This is a genomic window from Hyalangium gracile (genome assembly GCF_020103725.1).
GTDB classification, from domain to species: Bacteria; Myxococcota; Myxococcia; order Myxococcales; family Myxococcaceae; genus Hyalangium; species Hyalangium gracile.
On the sequence record NZ_JAHXBG010000031.1, the window covers coordinates 76954 to 96547 of the forward strand.

At 70.1% G+C, this 19594-nt stretch carries 2 protein-coding genes; one reads left to right on the forward strand and one right to left on the reverse strand.

The window, feature by feature from the left end:
• Positions 1–296: 296 nt before the first annotated feature.
• Positions 297–2468, forward strand: a complete 2172-nt coding sequence (locus tag KY572_RS40280) for a sensor histidine kinase (RefSeq protein WP_224249056.1) — start codon at positions 297–299, stop codon at positions 2466–2468.
• Between the two features lie 15 nt (positions 2469–2483).
• Here KY572_RS40280 and KY572_RS40285 read toward each other — a convergent pair whose 3' ends face one another.
• Positions 2484–19283 (reverse strand): CARDB domain-containing protein, encoded by a 16800-nt coding sequence (locus KY572_RS40285; protein ID WP_224249089.1) that lies wholly within the window; start codon positions 19281–19283, stop codon positions 2484–2486.
• Between the last annotated feature and the right edge of the window lie 311 nt (positions 19284–19594).

Here is a 19594-nt window from a genome sequence, read left to right on the forward strand (position 1 = left end):
GGCCTTCGCCTCGCTTCCCGGGAGCTCCGCCAGGTCTCACGAGCGCCTCAGCGCCCCTCCCTGGTCAGCCTCTCGAGCCGCTGAATGGAAGTGCCGGATCGCCCGGCCCGAGCGCCATCGTGCTTGGAGCCGCCTGCACAGCTGACTGGGTGACAGCCGAGCGGCGAAGGCGAAGCGATCATCCACCAATCAACGGAAGCCCTGGCCCGCGGTTACCTCGACTCCGGGATTGCTGGCGTTGGGGTACCGTCCCCGCGCGTCGGTACCGCCCATTCCCGTTCTGGTACGCAAGCTTCATGACGCAGCGAACTCAGGCTGACAGCAGCCACGGCTCCGGCGGCTTTGCGCTCCGCGGCCAGATGGGCGCGCTCCTTCGCGCCAAGGACTGGTCGAAGACGCAGCTGGGCCCCATCGAGTCCTGGCCCCGCACCCTGCTGGGCTACGTCTCCATGGTCCTCGAGATGCCCACGCCCGCCATCATCTTCTGGGGCCCGGACCAGACGCAGCTCTACAACGAGGGCTATGCGGTCATCATGGGGCCGCGCCACCCCCGCTACCTCGCCGAGTCCTATCGGGAGTGCTGGCCCGACACCTATCCCGTCATCTACCCCTGGATGCGCAAGGTGCTGGAGCGCGGTGAGGTCATCCAGGTGGAGAAGGAGCTCTTCACGCTCACCCGCTACGGCTTCACGGAGGAGGCCTACTTCACGTTCACCTTCAGCCCGCTGCGGGACGACAGCGGCGCCATCGCGGGAATCCTCCAGCCCGTCGTGGAGGTGACCCAGACGGTCCTCAGCGAGCGCCGCGCCGAGACGCTCCGTGCGGTCGCCTTGGGCTCGACCGGCTCGGATGCGACGAAGGAGGCCTTCGGCGCCTTGTCCTCCAACCCGAAGGACATCCCCTTCGCCCTGTTCTTCCGCCGCCCCGAGGGAGCAGCGGAGCTGGAGCTCGCGGAGAGTGTGGGCCTCGAGGCCACCGCCGTGAGCCTGCCGGGATTCTTGGCGGTGGCCCGCCGGGTCCTCCAGTCCGCCACGCCCGAGAAGCTGGAGGATGCTCGGGAGCTGCTGGGCCCCGGGAGGATTGGACCGTGGGACGAGCCGACCCGAGCCGCCTTCGTCCTCCCGGTGAGGCGCTCGCCGGCGGAGGCGCCCCAGGGCGTCGTCGTCCTGGGCATCAGCTCCCGACTGGCCTTCGACGACAGGTACCGCGAGTTCTTCGAGGCCGTCTCATGGGAGCTCGCCGCCGGTCTGGCCGCGGAGCGGGCGAAGAAGGCCGAGCGGGAGTCGCAGGCGCGCGAGCAGGCCGCGCGCGCCGAGCTGGAGATTGAACGGCAGCGGCTGCACACCGTCTTCATGCAGGCCCCCGTGGCCATCACCATCCTGCGCGGCCCGGAGCACGTCATCGAGCTGGCCAACCCCCGCATGTGCGTCCTCTGGGGGCGCACCCTGGAACAGGTGCTGGGCAAGCGCCACTTCGAGGCCCTTCCCGAGACGGCGGGACAGGGGGTCGAGACGCTCTTGCGCGGGGTGCTCGCCACCGGCACGCCGTACGTTGGCACCGAGCTGTCGGTGAGGCTGGCGCGGCTCGAAGGCGGCGCCCTGGACGACGCGTACTTCAACGTCGTCTACGCGCCGATGCAAAGCGCCACCGGGCAGATCGAGGGCATCCTGGTGGTCGCCTCGGACGTGACGCAGGAGGTCCAGGCGCGGCGCCGCGCCGAGGGCTTGAAGGCCCAGGCGGAGGAAGGCGTCCGCCTGCGTGACGAGTTCCTCTCGGTGGCGAGCCATGAGCTGAAGACGCCGCTCACGCCGCTGGCGCTGCGGCTCGCCCAGATGAAGCGGGAGGCACAGGGCACGCAGCCTGGTCATCGCCCCCGTGAGCGCCTGGTGCGCCACCTGGAAGTGGCGGAGCGTCAGGTGAAGAAGCTCGCCGAGCTGGTGGGCGACCTGCTCGACGTGTCGCGCCTGAGCACCGGGCGCATGAAGCTCGAGCTGGAGTCGGTGGACCTCTCGGCCCTGGTGCGCGAGGTGGTCGCCCGGTTCGAGCCCGAGGCGGAGCGGGTCGGCTGTCTGCTGGGAGTGCGCACCCACCCCTCCGCCGTCGGCTGGTGGGACCGGCTCCGCCTGGAGCAGGTGGTCACCAACCTGCTGTCCAATGCGCTCAAGTACGGCAGGGGCAAGCCCGTCCAGATCTCCGTGGACCGTGACGGAGAGAGAGCCCGGCTCACGGTCCGCGACGAGGGCATTGGCATCGCTTCGGCGGACCTCCAGCGCATCTTCAACCGCTTCGAGCGGGCCGTGTCGGAGCGCCACTACGGCGGCCTGGGACTGGGGCTGTACGTGACGCGGCAGTTCGTGCAGGCGATGGGCGGCACCGTGGAGGCCGAGAGTGTCCTCGGCCAAGGCGCCACGTTCACCGTCGAGCTGCCAGCGGACCCTGCCGGAGGGGCAGGGCCGCCAGCCGCGTGACGGCCGCTGCTCGACTCAGAGCAGGTACCAGCGAGCCTCCCAGTACAGGAGGAGCTCACCCAGGGCCTTGCGGACCGGAGCGGCGTCTCCTCCCAGCCGCCGAGAGGACTCGACGGCCGCGAACAGCTCATCGAAGTGGGCCTCGATATCCGCACGCTGGGTGACTTCGCGGGTTTCCACGCTCCGGAGCCTGGCCTCGATGTCGCTCACCGTGGCGGCGTCCTGCTCCCGGAGCGGCTCGAGGGCTGCCCGGACCCGAGCCATCAGCTCGCTGGCAGGCACAGGCTGTTCCAGCTCCAGGCTCCACGTGCCCAGGTCCCGCGGTCCGGTGCTCTGCAGCGAGGTAGCCGAGGCGGACACGGAGTGGCTGCCCGAGCTCTCGGGGAGGCGGACGAGGAACCGCCACCCGTGGCTCTCGCCCTTCTCCAGCGAGTCCTCCCAGACGATGCCATGGCCGCCCGGAGCGAGGGTGCCCTGAGCCGAGGCCCACAGCGCGGTGAGCTCGGGAGGCAGTGTCTCCACAGAGTTCAGCCGGGTGGCTCGCAACGGACTGGCCAGCCGCAGCTCGACACCCATCACTCCCAGCGGAGCGGGCTCGGACGGCGGAGGCAGGACGGCGGCCACGGAGCGGCTGAGGGTGAGCGCCGCGTTGGCGGCGGGGAGCGCGCTCGAGAGGTCGACGCCGAAGGTGACCGCTCGGCCCTGGCCGAAGGTAGCCAGCGCCCCCGAGAGCTTCTCGCTGCTCCCGGACCAGGTCGCCACGGGCTGCACGGACGCCTTCAGCGCCTGGAGGAGCGCGCCTCCGCCCGGGCTGCTCAGGTAGGCGGGACCCCGGAGCGCGGAGGAAGGCAGCTGCACCTGGCTCTGCTCCGTCGAGCCCCGGAAGTTGACTCCGAGCACCTCGCGCAGCAGCGGCATGTCCTCCGGCCGCGAGCGGATGACCACGAGACCGGTGTGTCCGGTGAAGACCTGCTCGGTCAGCTCTCGCGACCAGGCCTTGCGCACCTTCACGGCCTCCGTGTCGGAGGGCCTGGGCTCCAGGGATGCCACCGCCTCACCGCACTCGCTGCCCGTGCTCCCCAGGCTGAAGACGATGACCACGTTGGCCACGCCCGCTCGGAGGGACTCGAGGAAGGCGGCCTCGTCCGTCATGACCGTGAGGAGTCGGTCGGAACCGCCCAGCTCGGTCTCGAGCAGCCCCTGCACTCGCTGCACCTCGGAGCTGGTGGGGCTGCAGGTGCCGGCGCGGATGAGCGCCAGCACACGCGCGAAGGACGCGGAGGTGCTCGGAGAGAAGGTCACCTGCTGCTGCTGGAGGGAGAACCGCACGGTCTTCTCCGTGACCCAGCCGGCGAGATCCTCGGCACGAATCGTCAGCGTGTAGCTGCCGTCCGTGGTGAGGCTCGTGCCAGACACGAAGGGAACACCGTTGAGGCGAACCTCCTGGATGCTCAGGTGCGTGTCCTGGAGGTCGATGACCGGCGTGACGGCGCTGGAGTACTGCGCCCCCTCCGAGACGCCGGTGACGGTGATCGTCGGGGCAGTCTGGTCGACGGTGAAGGTCACCTCCCGCTCGGACTGGTTCCCGGCACGGTCCCTGGCCGTGGCCCGCAGGGTATGGGCACCCTCGGCGGTCACCACGGTTCCGGGGCCGAAGGGCTGGCCATCCAGGGTGATGGAGGACTCAAGCAGATCCCGGTCCCGGATGATGACGACCGGGACGACGTGCTGGCGGAAGACTCCTCCCTCCGTCACTCCGCTGATGGAGATCGTGGGCGCGGTCATGTCCACCGTGAACCGCACGGTCTTCACGGTCTGGTTCCCGGCGAGGTCCACGGCCTGGACCACCAGCTCGTGTCGCCCATCCGAGGTGACCGCCGTGCCAGAAGTGAACGGCATGCCATCCAGCATGCTGCTGACCGAGGCCAGGTGGTCGTCCGTGGCCTCCACGACAGGAGTGGGGGCGTTCTTGATCAGGGCGCCATCCGTGACGCCCGTCACGTCGACCTGAGGCGGTGCCGGGTCGACCACGATGGAGGCGCTGAGCTGGCGGGTGTTGCCCTCGGCGTCCACCGCGAAGAAGGAGATGTTGTTGTTGCCCTCCCACAGGCCGGCGTCACCGCTCCAGGTTCCGTCGAAGGCGGTTCCACCCACCCGCGTCAGGTCCCTCCTCCGAGCGCCAGGGACCTTGGCGTAGACGCTGACCACGCCGGACTCTGGATCGATGGCCTGGAGCACCGGGTGGACGGAGCCCGGGAGGAACCGGCCATTCACCAGGTTGATGATCCGCAGGGTGGGCGCCTGGCCATCCAGCAGTCGGAAGGTGGCCGAAGCGAGCTCCTGGACCGAGCCATCGGGCCGCTCCGCGAGCAGGTAGGCCGCATAGCTCTTCAGCGGCAGACCGGTCGTGGAGAAGTCGTACTGGCCGGAGAGGGTGCCACCCACCTCGATCGGCTGGGCCGGCAGCGCGTACGAGTCCAGGGTCTGCTCGGTCTGGGCGTCGATGATGGCCACGCGGAGCACGAGGCTCGGCTCCGGGGCCGTGCCCACGTTGCCCGCTTCGAAGGTGACCGTCAGAGGCTCTCCGGCCCGGATGCCCGGAGGCGAGCCCTGGCCGAGGACCAGGAGGGTCCCCATGACTCGCGGGCGCCCCACGATGGAGAACTGCGTCGAGGCCGTCGCGAGCTGCTGCGTTCCGAGCATGACGACACCGTGAGCCACGTACTGCCCGGGAGGCAGCCCGGCGGAAGCCAGCTCCGAGCTCACCGAGTAGCTGGCCCCCTGGGTCAGCAGCGGCAGCGCGGTGGACTGGCCCTGCACGGAGTTCCCCGCCACATCCGTCACGGTGAGGACGTAGCTGGCGCCGTCCACGAAGCTGTTCCTGGAGTCGTTGCGCACAGTCGCGGTCAGCGCGAGGGGCTCGCCAGGGCCGTAGCTCGAGCGCGATGCAGCGAGCCGCAGGAGCGTGGCACGGTCCGCGTTGATGCTGAACGGCACGCTCATCTCCGTGACAACCTCGGCGCCCTGACGCACCACGGTCTTCACCTGGTACGAGCCCGCCAGCGTCCGACCGACGGCGATGGGGCGCGTGAAGGTCCGGCTCCGGCCCGCGCCCAGCGGCGCGAGGTGCTCGACCTCACCCAGCTGGAACACGGTCTCCCCGTCCAGGGTGACGAGCCGGGTCTCCACATCGAGGGTCCTGGCAGCGCCCGGATTGGCCACGGTGATGGTGGCCAGGCTGTTGCCGTCCACCTCCACCGTCTGCGGCGAAACGGCGAGGGCCACCACGAGCTGGTCATCCGACACCAGCGAGAAGGGGTAGCGCACCCGGTTGTTGTCGCGCACCGGATCCTCCACCCGCTGCTCGGGATCGACGATGACCTCGAGGAGCTGCGGTCCCTGGAGCGTCGGATGCGAGAGCGGAACGACCAGCGTCGTCGCCCCACCCGAAGCAAGAGCCGGCAGGGAGAGCGGCGCCGGAGTGATGGACTGGCCATCCGGAGAGAGCACCGCCACCGAGAGGGTCGTGGCAGGCGCCGAGCCACCGCCCTGGTTGCGGACGGTCACGAACGCGTCGAACGGGTGTCCCACCTGGGGAACCTCGGGGCGGAGCTCCACCTCCGCGACGAGGTCCGGCAGCGTGGCCGCATCCAGCGTGATCTGGATCGGCGCCGAGGGGAGTCCCGTGCGCTGAGCGCCATCCGTGGCGGTCGCGGAGAACACGGTGGTGCCGGGCTCCAGGCGCACGCCGGTGAACTCGAACCGCGCCCCCCACTCCAGCCGGGAGAGGCCCAGACCGTTCGACGTCAGCAGCGTTCCGTCCTGGGTCCAGGACAGCCAGAGGCCGGAGAAGCCGCTGAACCGCTGCTGCCGACCGTCCTCCTGGAGCACGAGGAAGCTGCCGCTGACGAAGGCGAGCCGGCGACCCTCTCGCGAGAAGGCCGGAGTCCGCTCCTGCTCCGCGTCGTGGGTCAGCTGTACGGAGGCCCCCGTCGACACGGAGACGGTGTGCAGGTCCTTCCGCCCGTCGCGAGTGGCGACGAGCGCGATGCGCCCCGCATCGGGAGAGACCGCATAGTCCCGCTCGATGGAATCCGCCTCGAACAGCGGACTGGAAGCACCCGACACCGGGTCCATCCGCAGCAGCCGCATGGACGCGCCGCTGCGAGTGAGGACGAAGAGCGAGCTTCCAACCGGTGCATGGCGAGGCGCCATCAGCGGAGCGCCCGCCGCGCCGGTGAGCGACCGCTGGGCTCCCGTCACGGTGTCCACCACGACCACGGAGGACGACATGTCGAAGAGCGCCACCTCATAGGCCAGCTCGCGAGAGTCCGAGGACCAGGTAGCGGAGGTCTCGTTGCCCTGGGAGGCACTGCCCGCCTTCCGCACCTCACCCGTGTCGAGATCCGCGATGTGGATCTCGCTCCGGTACGTCGTCCTCGAGGACACCTCGATGGCCACGCGCCGACCATCGGGCGAGAAGGTCGCCGCCTGGATGAATGCGAACGACGAGCCACTGAAGGTCCCGAGCAGCTCACCGGTACGCGACTGGACGGCCAGGGCCTGAGTCGCCGTCGGGCTCTGCTGGACGACATACGCCAGCCGCTGACCATCCGCCGAAGCCCAGCCGGAGCCCCGCGGAGGGAGGTTCAGCTCCACGGGGATCGACTCGACGCCGAGGGCGCCAGCAGGGGCCTGGGCCACGGACACGCCGTTGCGGAGCAGGGTGACGTGCGTCCCCAGCTCGGTGAGGCCGGAGATGGCCACGGTCGGGCTGGAGACGGTCACGGGCTTGCCCGCCACGGTGGGATGCAGCAGCCGCGGCGCGGCCGGAGGCGTCGAGTCCACCGGTACACCCGTGACGATCAGCGACGGGCTGCTGAGGTTCCCGAGCGCATCGAGCGCGAGGATCCGGTACCGATACAGGGTGCTGTCGTTGAGCGGCAGATCGACGAGCCCCGTGGTGAGGATGGACTCGGCGCCAGCAAGGACCTCGAAGGGGCCCTCCGCGCCGATGGCCCGCTCCACGCGGTAGGCCACGGCGCGAGCATCCCCAGGAGCCCAGCTCACGGAGAGCGCGCCGCCCGAGGCCAGGGGCTCGACGGTGACGTCCACGGGAGCCGCCGGCGGAGCAGCCGCCACCGTCGCCGTGACGTCATTCGAGGCAGGGCCACGGAAGCCGCGCGCGTTGAAGGCATGGACGCGGTACGTGTACGTGCCATTGCGAACGCCGCGATCGATGAAGCTGTGCGTGGCAGCCGAGACAGCAGGCAGCTCCACCGTTCCCGCGCCGTTCTCGCGAACGAGCACGTAGCCCGCGACGTTCGTCGCATCCCCCGACACGGAGAGCGAGAGCGAGACGTCCGACTCGGTCACGCCAGTGAGGGCGAGGGTGAGGCTTGCGGTGGGGGCCGGGTCACTCACCACCGTCACGGCCTCGGAAGGAAGGCTGTGGTTGCCCACGGCATCCGTCGCGCGAGCCTGGAAGGTGTTGTCGCCCGGAACGAGGGGAGCGGTGAACACGAAGCGGCCCTGTGCATCCGCCGTGGTCGTGCCGACCACACCCTCCTGATTGAACACCTCGACCTGAGCGGCCGGGGGCACCTCGCCGCCCATCACCTTGACGGTGGTTCCCGGAGTCTCGGTCACCTCGGCCACCAGCGTCGGGGCGTAGATGTCGACGGAGACCTCGGCGGGCTCGGAAGGAGTCCCGCCGAAGCCCATCGCCCGCAGGCGGTAGGTATGCCGCCCCGGAGTAACGGCGCTGATCTGAGCGGAGCTCCCGCGCTCGAGTGGCAGGGCATCCAGCTGCACATCGGCCAGGGAGGTGAGGCCCACGAGCGTGCTGAGGAACGTCACCCGGACGGCCTGGACCTCCACGGGCTGATCCAGCGCATGCGTGGCGTTGAAGAAGGCCTGGGTCGCCACCTCGGAGGCCAGCGGCACCCACAGGCCGGCGATCTGCGCCTCCAGCCGCACGCGGGACGAGCTTCCCGTCACCAGGGAGAGTCCTCGCAGGAGGACCGGCTCGGTCAGCGTGAGCGTCCACGCCTGCGGGAGCGTGCCCGAGGGCCTCCAGGCCGTCGAAGCACCGGCCTCGTCATAGGCACTGGCAGGAGTGCCGGAGGCAGTGGACGTGGCGGAGGCAGTGCCAGGCCAGCGCTCAGGCGCCAGGGTCACAGGCACTCCGTCCTCGGACAGCTCGAAGCCCGCCAGCAGCCCCGCAGGGTTGGAGTCCGTCCAGGAGACCTGGACCTGATCTCCATCCACGAGCGCGCTCACGGCCGGCTTGGAGGGAACCGCCTCGCGCAGCACATGGATCGAGGCAGGCGTGGGGTCCACCTTGTTCGAGCTGTCCTTGGCGACGGCCCGCAGCTCCATGATGCGACCGCTGATCTGCGAGAGAGGCAGGCGCACCGTGAACGGCACGCGCGTGACCGGACTGCCCACTGCCGTGAACGGACCGGTGGCCGTGCCGCGGCTCTCGAAGCTGACCGAAGCAACGTCCTGATCGTCGCTCTGGGCGAGCAGCCAGGTGTCCTGGCGCAGGCGCTCGAGCTTCCCGGGCTCCGTGATGCGAGCCACGGGGGCTCGCGTCTCGATGAGGACAGGGCCTCGGGTCGAAGCAGCGCTGACGTTCCCCGCCCGGTCGATGGCGACCAGGGAGTAGGTGTGCGATCCATCCGGGACGTTCAGGTCCTGGTAGCTCCGGCTGTCGGCCGGGAGCGCATAGGGCCGCAGGTCCTGGGGGCTCGTATTGCCCGGGCTCCCGAGCGGTGCGCCATCGCGGAAGAGCACGAACCCGAGCAGGTCCTCCTCGGCGGTCGCGTTCCAGGCGAGGGTGACGTTCGATCCCGCCGCCGTGGCGCTGTGGAGCGTCGGCGTCAGAGGAGGCTGGTTGTCGACCGTGAACGTGACACGGGCCTCGCTCACGTTGCCGATCAGGTCCTCGGCCTCCAGCCGCAGGGTCTGGATGGAGCCCTGGGGCAGGTCCTTCGCGGCGAGCTCGCCCAGGCGCCCGGCGCTCACGGGCACCAGGGCCCGCGCCAGCGGCGTGAAGGCGACGGGCACACTGCCAGCGCCAATCGACACGCGGTACTCGCGGAAGTCCCCCGGGCTGTAGGCGGTGCCGCGGAGCTCCACGGTCCCACGCACCTGCTCCCCAGTCGTCGGCGCGAGCCACGACACCATCGGCGGCGTGGAGTCGATCTCCACCAGCGCCTCGGGCGAGGAGTTGCTCGCGTTCCCGGCCGCATCACGCGCCACGACGGAGTAGCGGAAGCGCCCATCCGTGAGCCCGGCGTCCACGTAGGAGTGGATGTTCGCACCCACGGTCGCGATGACGGCGGCGGAACCACTGCCGGAGGACCGGCGGACGTCATACGTCGCGACATCGCTCGAGGGACTCTGCTCCCAGGTGAGCGTGACGGTGTTGGGGCGCTGCACGGCCGCGGACAGGACGGGGGCCGCCAGCGGCGCCAGGGAGTCGACGGTGAACGACGCCTCGTCCACGGTCTCGTTGCCAGCCGAGTCACGGACACGGAGGCGCGCGATGTAGGAGCCATCCCCCACGGACGCGAGCGTCGTGAACACCCCCGAGGGTGGCGGCTGCGTCGAGCTGGCGAGCTGCTGGAACGAGGTCTCCGAGGCGGACGTGCCACGGCCGAGCTCCAGCTCCCACTGGGACAGGTTCGCGTCGATGGCGGAGCCGCGGAACACGAGCCCCTCTCCACGCGTCGCGCCACGAGGCTCGGAGAGCGTCGCCACGGGCGGCCTGCTGTCGAGCATGAACGAGAGGAGACTGTCGGCCGTGTTGCCCGCGGCGTCCTCCGCCTTCAGGTGCAGCTCGGCGGGGCCATCGGACTCGTAGCTCACGGCCCACTGGTGCAGCAGCCCAGCCGGCGGCAGGCTCGGGCCCGAGAACAGCGTCTGTGTCCCCTGGGAGGTGTGGGCCTCGAGGCTCACCGAGCGGAGGTGGGCATCCTCGGCCTGGCCGTGGATCTCCACAGGAGCCGCGCTGCCCGACAGGACACCGCCATTGGCCGGCGAGAGGAACGAGACGACAGGAGGCGTCGTGTCCACGGTGAAGGACACGGACTGCTCGTGGGTGTGGCCCACCCGGTCATGCGCCTCGAGCACGAGCTGATGCGTGCCCTCGGCGAGCCCGCTCCGGACAGAGAGGATTCCCGAAGTGGCCGTGGTGCCGCTGGCGATCAGCTGCCCGGTGCTCTCTCCGGGAGAGAGATGGGTCAGGGTCCAGCTCTCGAGATGGGCATCCTGGACGGCGCCCTCCACGGTGAACGTAGCCCCGCGAACGCTCCCCGCCACCGGCGAGCTGAACAGGAGCTGAGGCTTGCTCACGTCGAGCTCCAGCGAGGCAAAGGACTCCTCGGAGCCCGAGCTCGAGCTCGCCGACACACGCACGGTATAGACACCCTCCGGGAGCCCCTGCAGGGTCGCCCCGGTGATCGGAAGCGGGTTCGTACTGGCGGGCAGGGACGTGGGCTGCACCAGCGTCCGCAGCGGCTGCCCCGCGCCATCCAGGAGCGTGGCGCTCACGGTCGCGGGAGCAACCAGCGTGACACTGAGGGTCGCCGAGTCCGAAATCCCATCTCCGTCAGGGGAGATGAGCGAGGGCGCCACGAAGGCGGCCCGCAGGAGCGATGCCGGCTGGTGCTGGAACCGACGCAGCACCTGGTGCGAGTGGCCGGCCTTGTCCTCGGCCACCAGCCGCAGCGTGTACTCGCCATGCGGCAGGTTGGCCAGGGACACCTCACCCAGCACGCCCGAGGCAGGCCCCTGCGCCGAGCCGATGGCGGTGTAGCTCGTCGGAGACGCACCCTCACCCAGGGACAGCTCATACCGAGCCATGTTCAGGTCGGTCGCGGCGCCGGTGACGGTGAAGGAACCGCCCAGCACCTGGCCCTCCGCCGGGAAGTCGATCCGAGCCACTGGCGCGGTCGTATCCAGACGAACCAAGGCGGTGGCCTCGCCAGTCATGCCGCAGGCCCCCGTCACGCGGACCCGCAGCGGGTAATCGCCGTCGGGCAGCCGCGAGCCGTTCGCCAGGAGCCCGTTCCAGCTCAGCGACGCATTCCCCTGGGGCACCTGGCCCTGGAGGAGCGTGTGGGCCTGGGTTCCCGCTTGGACGGTGACGGTGAAGGACACGTCCTGATCCACGGAGACACCCATCGCCGCGGTGTCGAGCACGCCATCCGCATCGGGAGAGAAGAGCACCGGCGACAGCGTGAGGGCCCCGATGGACGGGGGCGTTGCCACCTCCACGACCGTGGGCATGGCGCACCAGGAGGTGCCGCTCACGTCTCGTGCGCTCAGCAGCAGCTCGAACTGGCTGCTTCGGTGGGAGACATCGATCGTCCCCAGGACACCCTGGACCGCGCTGGGGCCCGAGGCGTTGAACTGAGCCTGGAGCACCCGCTGCGGCTCGCCGTTCAGCTCACGGAGGAACAGCTCATAGGACTCCAGGTGATCGTCGGAGACGACTCCCTCCACGGTCAGGAACCGCTCGACGGCGCCATTCGAGCCGCGACGGCTCTCGGGGCAGACACGCCCCACGGCCATGGGGCGCGTGATGACCGTGTTGGCAGGCGTCTTGTCGATGAAGACGGGCAGCTCGGCGGCCCTCGAGATGGCACCATCGGACCACGTGGCCGAAGCGCGGAGCTGGTACGTGCCCTTCGGCAGCGTCCTGGAGTCGACGCGGACCGAGGCGTTCACGACCGCGGACCCGAGAACGACGTCGGAGACCTCGGGCTGCGCGACCAGCTCGCCCTGCGCGGTGACGAGCTGCACGCTCAGCGCCTGGAGCTGCTGCCCCGCGCCCCCGTTGCCCTTGAGGCGGGCCGTGTAGACGGGCTCGTGGATGGAGCACAGCGGTGCGTCCGCATCCCGGAGGAGGGAGGAGAACTCCAGCTTGCCCTGGGGCAGCTTGAACTCCGCCTCGTCATTGCAGCCGGGATCGAGCAGCCGGAGATCCGAGGGCAACAGGTTGGGCTGGGTGGAGACCCGCGTCCCATCCGTGAGCGTGGTCCGGGCCCGCAGGGTGTGCAGGGGCGAGTCCGGGAACAGGGAGCGATCGATCGGGTGGAGCGGGGACGTTCCCTCGAAGGCCCCGAAGCGAGCGACGACCACCTCCCGGCCATGATCCTCCACGAACACCTCGACCGAGCGGAGCCCCTTGCGGAACGACTCCGAGACGGACAGTCCGTCCTGGCTCACGGTGACCTGGGGCTTGCACAGGTTGACGGAGAGCTGGCTGGTCAGAGGCCGGCCGCTCCGGTGGGTGCCCAGGAAGTTCACGGTGTACAGGCACTCGGGCAGGCTCGCGGTGGAGAGCGTCTCCAGGACGCGAAGGCCCGTGCTCATGCGGAAGAGGGTGGCGTTGGCGGGGAACTCCGTCACCGCGTGCGTGTCCACCGAGGTGAACCGCCACCTGGCGCCGGGCATGAGGTCCTCGGGCAGGGTCTGGCCATCCCCCACGAGGGCCGAGAGCACGGTGGCCTCACCTCCACGCGTCTTCACGCACGCCGCGTGGACCTGCGATTCCCCACCGCTCGAGGAGCCATCGGTGAGGCGCACGGCGGCCGTGAGCGTGTGGCCCTCGGAGTCCAGGGCGCGGATCTCGAGCTCGGAGACGCCACCGGCCGAGCGCGCATCCCAGAGAACCATGCTCTCGCCCAGCGGAGTGACGTTCTGGGAGTCCAGGATCCACGGCCCCGAAGGCGTGCGGTACGCGATAGAGAACGACGTCAGCGGGCGTCCGTGGGTGGTGTTGAGGCCGAAGGCGAACCTCCCACCCTCGACGCGAGGGAGGACCGCGCTTCCATCCGGGCTCGTCGTCGCCTTGGTGAAAGGCCGCACCCGAGGCATCACCTGTCCGGGCAGCAGCCAGTGCCGGTGGACCTGGTCGGCGCTGCCACCAATCGTCGCGAACAGCTGCTGACCCAGCGCGAGAGGAGCCGTCAGCGCCTGGTTGCCGGCCTGGTCCCTGGCACGGAGCCGGAAGGGGCCGCGCAGCAGCTCGATGGCGATGGCCCGCGCATCATCCACGGCCTGGGTGCCCGTGAAGATCGGCCGGCTCACGGAAGGATCCTCGGGCGAGGAGACCTCGAACGCCCACTCCTTCAGGTTCGCGTCCTGGATCTTCCAGGTCGTCCCCGCGGCCACGATCCGGACGAACTCGGAGGTGCGAGCCGAATCGCTGGTGGCCGCATCGGGGTCCAGGTCCTGCGGGAGGACGTCCATGTACTGGTAGGGCGCGGGCAGGTTCATGCTCCCGCTCTCCGCCAGGGTGAGCTGCGCGACGGGAGGCGTGGTGTCCACCACCACCGAGAGGCGCGTGCCGTCGATGCTCAGCGTGTACACCCCATCCGGGACGCGCTGGCCCTGGGCATCACGTCCATCCCAGGCCAGCGTGAAGCTCCCGGTCTGCGGGTGGTTCAGGAACCACTGCTGGACGACCTGGTTGCGAGCATCCAGGATCTGGAGGTCCGCGATGGTGGCCCGGGTGATGGTGTAGCGAAGCTCGGTCGTGTCGAGGACACCGTCACCGTTGGGGCTGAAGTACTCCGGAGCGCGCGACACGTTGGCCACGGCGGGGCTCAGGCTGTAGCCAAAGGCCACGGTCCGGGTGCGGACGTTGCCGGCGCGGTCCTTCGCGAGCAGCTGGGCCTCGTACATGCCCGGCGCGGGAGGAATCCACTCCGTCAGCAGCCCGTTCTGCACGGGGGTGACGGAGGTGGCGATCGTCACGAACGGCGCCGTGGAGCCATAGGCGCGGACGCCGAGCTGCCACTCCTCGAAGTTCAGGTCGGTCGCCGTCCCTTGGAACGTCATGCTCGCGGCCGAAGGAGTCCGGGTCGCGGTCAGCCGCACGAAGAGGTTGTCCCTCGTGATGACGGCGCTGAGGGGCTCGCCAGTGCTCTCACCGGTGCTCACGAAGCCGAACAGGAAGCTGCCTCCCGGAGACCAGCGCAGCCCCTGAACGTCGTAGGGCAGGAGCATTCGTGCCGGGCCGGAGACCGGGACCGTCCAGAGCTGGGCTTGGGTGCTCAGCAGCGGCCTGTGGCGGAAGACCGTGCCGCCGCTGATGGGATTGACGGCGATGGCGGCTGCGTTCGGGACGAAGTCAGACGAATACGGGGCTCCCGTGACGAGAATCTGGATCCCCCCGGTCCTAGGCTCCTTGCGCTCGAGCCTCGGCGCGATGGGCAGAATGGACTCTCCTCCGTACTCGTCCGAGACAGGCTCCATCAAGCCAGGCGCTGCGTAGGAGATCGCCTCGCCGGAACCGGCCCAGTCGTGGCGGAGATCCAGGCTGGGGGTAGCCCCGGCCCACACGGTGCCGTCCGACAGGACGCCCGAGATCGTACCGAAAGGCAGGAACTGCTGACGGGCACCATCCGACAGCCGGAGGAAGAACAGCGCACCGTCTTCATCGACCACGGACAGGCGATCTCCTTCAGGAGACAGGCGGAGCTCGGCTGGCTTGGAGCCGCTGCGGGCCAGGATGCGCCGCTGCGTCCCATCGACCCGGACCTCCTCGAAGGTGAAGTCATCCGCGGCCTGGTCCTGGCTCACGAAGTAGAGCCGAGACCCATCCCTGCTGAAGACAGGCGGCAGGGAGTACTGGAGGTACTGGCCCTGCTCATCGCTGTCCATGGCGACCTGGAGCAGGCTTCGCTGCTCCACGGACAGGATCTCCAAGGTGGTGCACCTGCCGCTGCTCGGACACGTTCTGTAGCCATGGAAAGCGACCCGACGCGTGTCAGGGCTGATCGCCAGCCCTCCTGAGTTGGGCGCGTAGTCGGCACAGGACCAGCCCTCCGGCGTGAGCCGCCGCGCAGGAACGCCTCCGAGCGGCTGGTAGTAGATACCGCACCGCTCGGTTGCCGTTTCATGGCCGTAGAACACGACGCCGCTCTCATCCGGCATGGCGGCGGCCACGCCATCCCAGGGGCGGGCAGAGGCCGTGTCCTGCAGGTTCTCCACCTCGAGAGAAGAGGGAGCGGAGCTGTCCAGCAGCGTGCGGTTGGTGTCCACCACCGCCGTCAGCGTGCCCAGGAGCCGCTCCGTGGCGGGAGCCAGGGTCCTCACGTGGATGCTGTAGGCACCGTCGGGAACGACCCGGCCCTCCGCGGAGCGGCCATCCCACGAGAGGCTCGATGCAGCGGCCGCGGCCGCCGTGAGGGTCCGCACCGTGCGGCCCTGTCCATCCTCGATACGCGCCTCCACCGCCGCCTCGGCCGCGAGACGGTAGGAGACCTCGGTCGTGTCCCGCAGGCCATCCCCGTTGGGCGAGAAGTAGGGCTCGGAGAGCGCCAGCACCGCGTCCTGGACCGACACCTGCCGCTCGGCGCGGTTGTTGTCCGCGCGCTGCTCGGGCACGGATTGTCCGGCGTTGACGACCGCGACCAGCTTCTGCGGGCCTCGAAGACCCGTGGTGTTCCACGGGATGACGGCCTCACCGCTCTGGCCCGGCTCGATGGTGGCGATGACGGCCTGGCCGATGGACTCCTCGCTCCCGCTGGACGCCACCCGCCGCAGCTCGACCGGAACGTTCCGCGCGCGCTGCCCGCCCGCGTTCATCACCGACACCGTCACCGGCGCGGTGGTGTTCTCTCGCGGGAAGGCAGGGTTCGGCTGGATGCCCGCGGAGGAGACGACCAGATCCGCGATGGGCACGGGCGAGAGGGCGAGGAAGGTCCGGTTGTCGTCCTCGTCGAACTCCGAGACCGCCTGGGCACCATCCAGGACCACGTGGAGGCTCTTCGGCGCGTTCTGGGGCAGGGTGAGCGTCCCCGTGACGGCAACGGAGGCGCCAGCAGCCAGAGTCGAGACCTGCTCCTGGTGGAAGCGCGTCCCGCCAGCATCAGGCGCCCCGAGGTAGAGGTCCACCGTGAAGCCCTGGGCCCCACCCTGGCCGCTGTTGCGGACCGTCACGCTCACCGTGGCCGACTGGGTCTCCAGCGGCGGCTCGGGGGTGATGGTCAGGCTACCCGCCACCGGCACGAGGTTGGGCAGGGCCGAGGCCTGCACCGTGAACAGGGCCGAAGCCGTGTTGTTGGCGGCGTCGAGATCATTCGGGTACTGCACCTTCAGCACGGCCTTCAGCGAGCCCGCGATGTTCGCGCGCCAGACGAGCTGGCCCGTGGCCTGCCCTCCCGCGCCGATGAGCTGGGCAGGCAGAGGCAGCGTCGCGAGCACGGCCCCACTGCCGGAGAGGAGCTCCAGCGTGCCTGCGGACTGCGCCTCCACCGTGCCGCCGTTGGCGAGGGCGTACTGGAAGGTGATGTCCTGCCCCTGAGCCACCGTCGCGGGAGCCGTCAGCGACGCGACACGCAGGTCCACCCCAGGCGTCAGCCCGAGCTTCACCGTCTGCAGGTTGTTGGTCTCGACGGGCTCCGTCACCGCGTCGCTCGGGTCCACCTCCACGGTGATGACCCCCGCGGCCTGCAGGGAGGAGAGCTGGATCGGCCAGGTCACGAGCTGGCTCGACTGCGCGCTCAGCGTCAGCTGCGAGGTGGCCAGCACCTGCGTTCCCATCCGGACCACGACGCCCACCGGCTGTCCCACGGCGGTCTTTCCGAGGTTGCCCACGCGCGCGGACACCTCCACCTGCGCCGGGAGACGGTTGATGGCTGCCGGGTTGACCGTGACGCTGCCCGCCTGGATGAACAGATCCGCCGCGCTCGGAGCCGCCGAGACGGTGAAGGGAACGGCAGCCCGGTTGTCGGAGTCCTTCCCCTCGTCGATCTCTCCGTTCGGGTCCACCACGAAGAACGCCTGGCTCGAGCCCGCCGAGTGGCGGGTGTCCAGCGCCACCTGCACCGAGATGCGCTCACCGGGCTCGATGGAGGCCAGCCGGGCCGCCGTTCCCAGCACGTTGCCATGGGAGTCGAAGGCCTGGACCAGGACGTTCTCGGCCCTGGCATGGCCCGTGTTCGAGACGCCCACGGTCGCGAGCACGGTCTCTCCCTCCATCACGGAGGAGGAGGGGAGCGAGACATCCGAAGCGCTCACCGTCAGATCCGGCGTGAGCAGGATGCGCAGCGCCCGAAGGGCCAGCGCCGAGTCCACCACCGAGCCCTCCCAGCTCCCATCCTGGCGCTGCCGGCTCAACAGGGCCTGCCGGGCGCCGAGCGCCTCGACCGGCGTCAGCTGCCGCCACTGAGACAGCGCGAGCACCGCCCAGCCCGTCGCGGAGGCTCGCAGGCCCTCGTCCATGAAGCCCCGCGAGCTGTAGCGCCCGTGGAAGAACTGGAACGCCCTGCTCGCCGCCTGCGTGATGGCCGGCGTCCGAGGAACCCGGAACAGGTACTCCAGGGCCAGGGCCGTGGGCTCGAACCGGCTGGGGCCTCCCGGCAGCGCGGCCCACCCGCCATCGGCGTTCTGGGAGCCGAGCAGGAAGTCCGTCACCGCGGGCGTCGAGTCGGCCGAGGCGGGCGGCAGCGTCAGCGCGAGCCCCAGCAGCGCCGTGTCGAGCAGCGTGGAGCGGTAGCCCGGAGAGAGCCCCACGCCTCCCGTGGACTGCAGTCGCGCACGCAGGCTGGCCAGGGCCGCCGCGTTGGAGCCCTGGGTCGCCAGCGACAGGCGCGCGAGCCCATCCACATCCGTCGGGTGGCGGCCCTGCAGGTAGCTCTGCGCGCTGCCGAGCGCGGCCGAGACACCCTCTCGGGAGAGGAACATGCGCAGCGCCTCCATGGCCTGCTGCGTCTCGCGCAGGGTGGCCCCCGGCGTTGCGCCCCAGCTCCCCGCCTGGCTCTGGCGAGACAAGAGGTACGAGATGCCGAGCTCCACGCCTGGAGTGCTGGTGACGGAGTCCGGGGCCTGCTCCACGAGCTCCGTCTCGAAGACACCGCGCCCGCGGGTGAGGAAGAAGAAGTGGTTCGCGAAGGTGTGGCGGAGCGCGTCGGCGTAGGCCAGCTGCGCGGGCGTCGCCGTCTGCCCCTGAGGCGTCAGGAGGATGAACGCCGCTCGGAGCTGCTTCTGGGCGCTCGAGGAGGTCGGCGTCCGGGCGCCTTCTGCCTGGATGATCTGGGCGATGCTCACCGCTCGCGAGGTCGCCGAGATGCGGGTGCCAGCCGCGGGAGGAATGGCGGTCGGATCGCTGAGGGCCTCATCGGGCGTAGGAGACAGCAGGGTCAGCGGCCCCACCTCCTGGGGGCTCAGGAAGCCCATCAGGTAGAGGTCCAGCGCGGAGTAGCGGCGCCGCTGCGCCACGGACTCGTAGCTCGCCGGGCCGCGAGCCTCCCAGTCCGAGCCGTAGAGCACCGAGGCCTCCGAATCGAGGAAGAAGCTCCAGTGCGTGCCGTCCCTGCCGAGCAGCTCCTCGCTGCGGAGGCTGGAGGACGACTCCCAGAAGCGGGCCTGCCCCGACCACTGGTGCGCCACCTCGTGGGCGAGCACCCCCGCCTCGTACTCGAGAGAAGGAGGAGGGGAGGATCGCAGGCCGCCCAGGTCGATGTAGCCCTTGAGGCGCCCGGCGCTGCCGAACGCCAGGCTGCCGTTGAAGACTGGCTTGCCCGTCCCGGCCACGTCGTTGCTGACCAGCGTGTGGAGCCCTTCGGCGTCCCTGCCCAGCTCCACGCTGAACGTCGGCAGCACCACCAGGAAGTCGTACGAGTCCGTATACGTCTCGTAGAACTTCTGCGCCACCTGCTTCCGCGCCTGCAGCCCCGTGTCGGAGTCCTCGGTGCGATCGTAGGGGAGCCCCTCGTGCTCCAGGACCACGATGTCTTCACTGGCGCGGCCCGCTCCGGGCAGCAGGGTGACGGCGAGCACCCACGCGAGCATCACGGGGCGGATCCACTTCCATCCTTCTTGGCGGCTTGGCATCGGTTCTCTCGGTGCAGTCAGTCGAAGCGACCGCCCCCAGTGCACGCCCCGCGCCGTCGGCTCTCCCGCGAGCAAGCCCTGTGGTTTCACGCGCTTGCGAAGCCGTCGAGGAGCTGTGCACCCGGAGGCGAAGTCCCGGCAGTCCATGGCGCGAGACGGTGCAGTCCAAGGAGCGAGACGGTGTCCGGGCGGCTCGGGCCCCGCAAAACGCAGACGCCCACGCGCGAGGTGCGCATGAGCGTCAGTCACGACAGCATCTCTGTGACGAG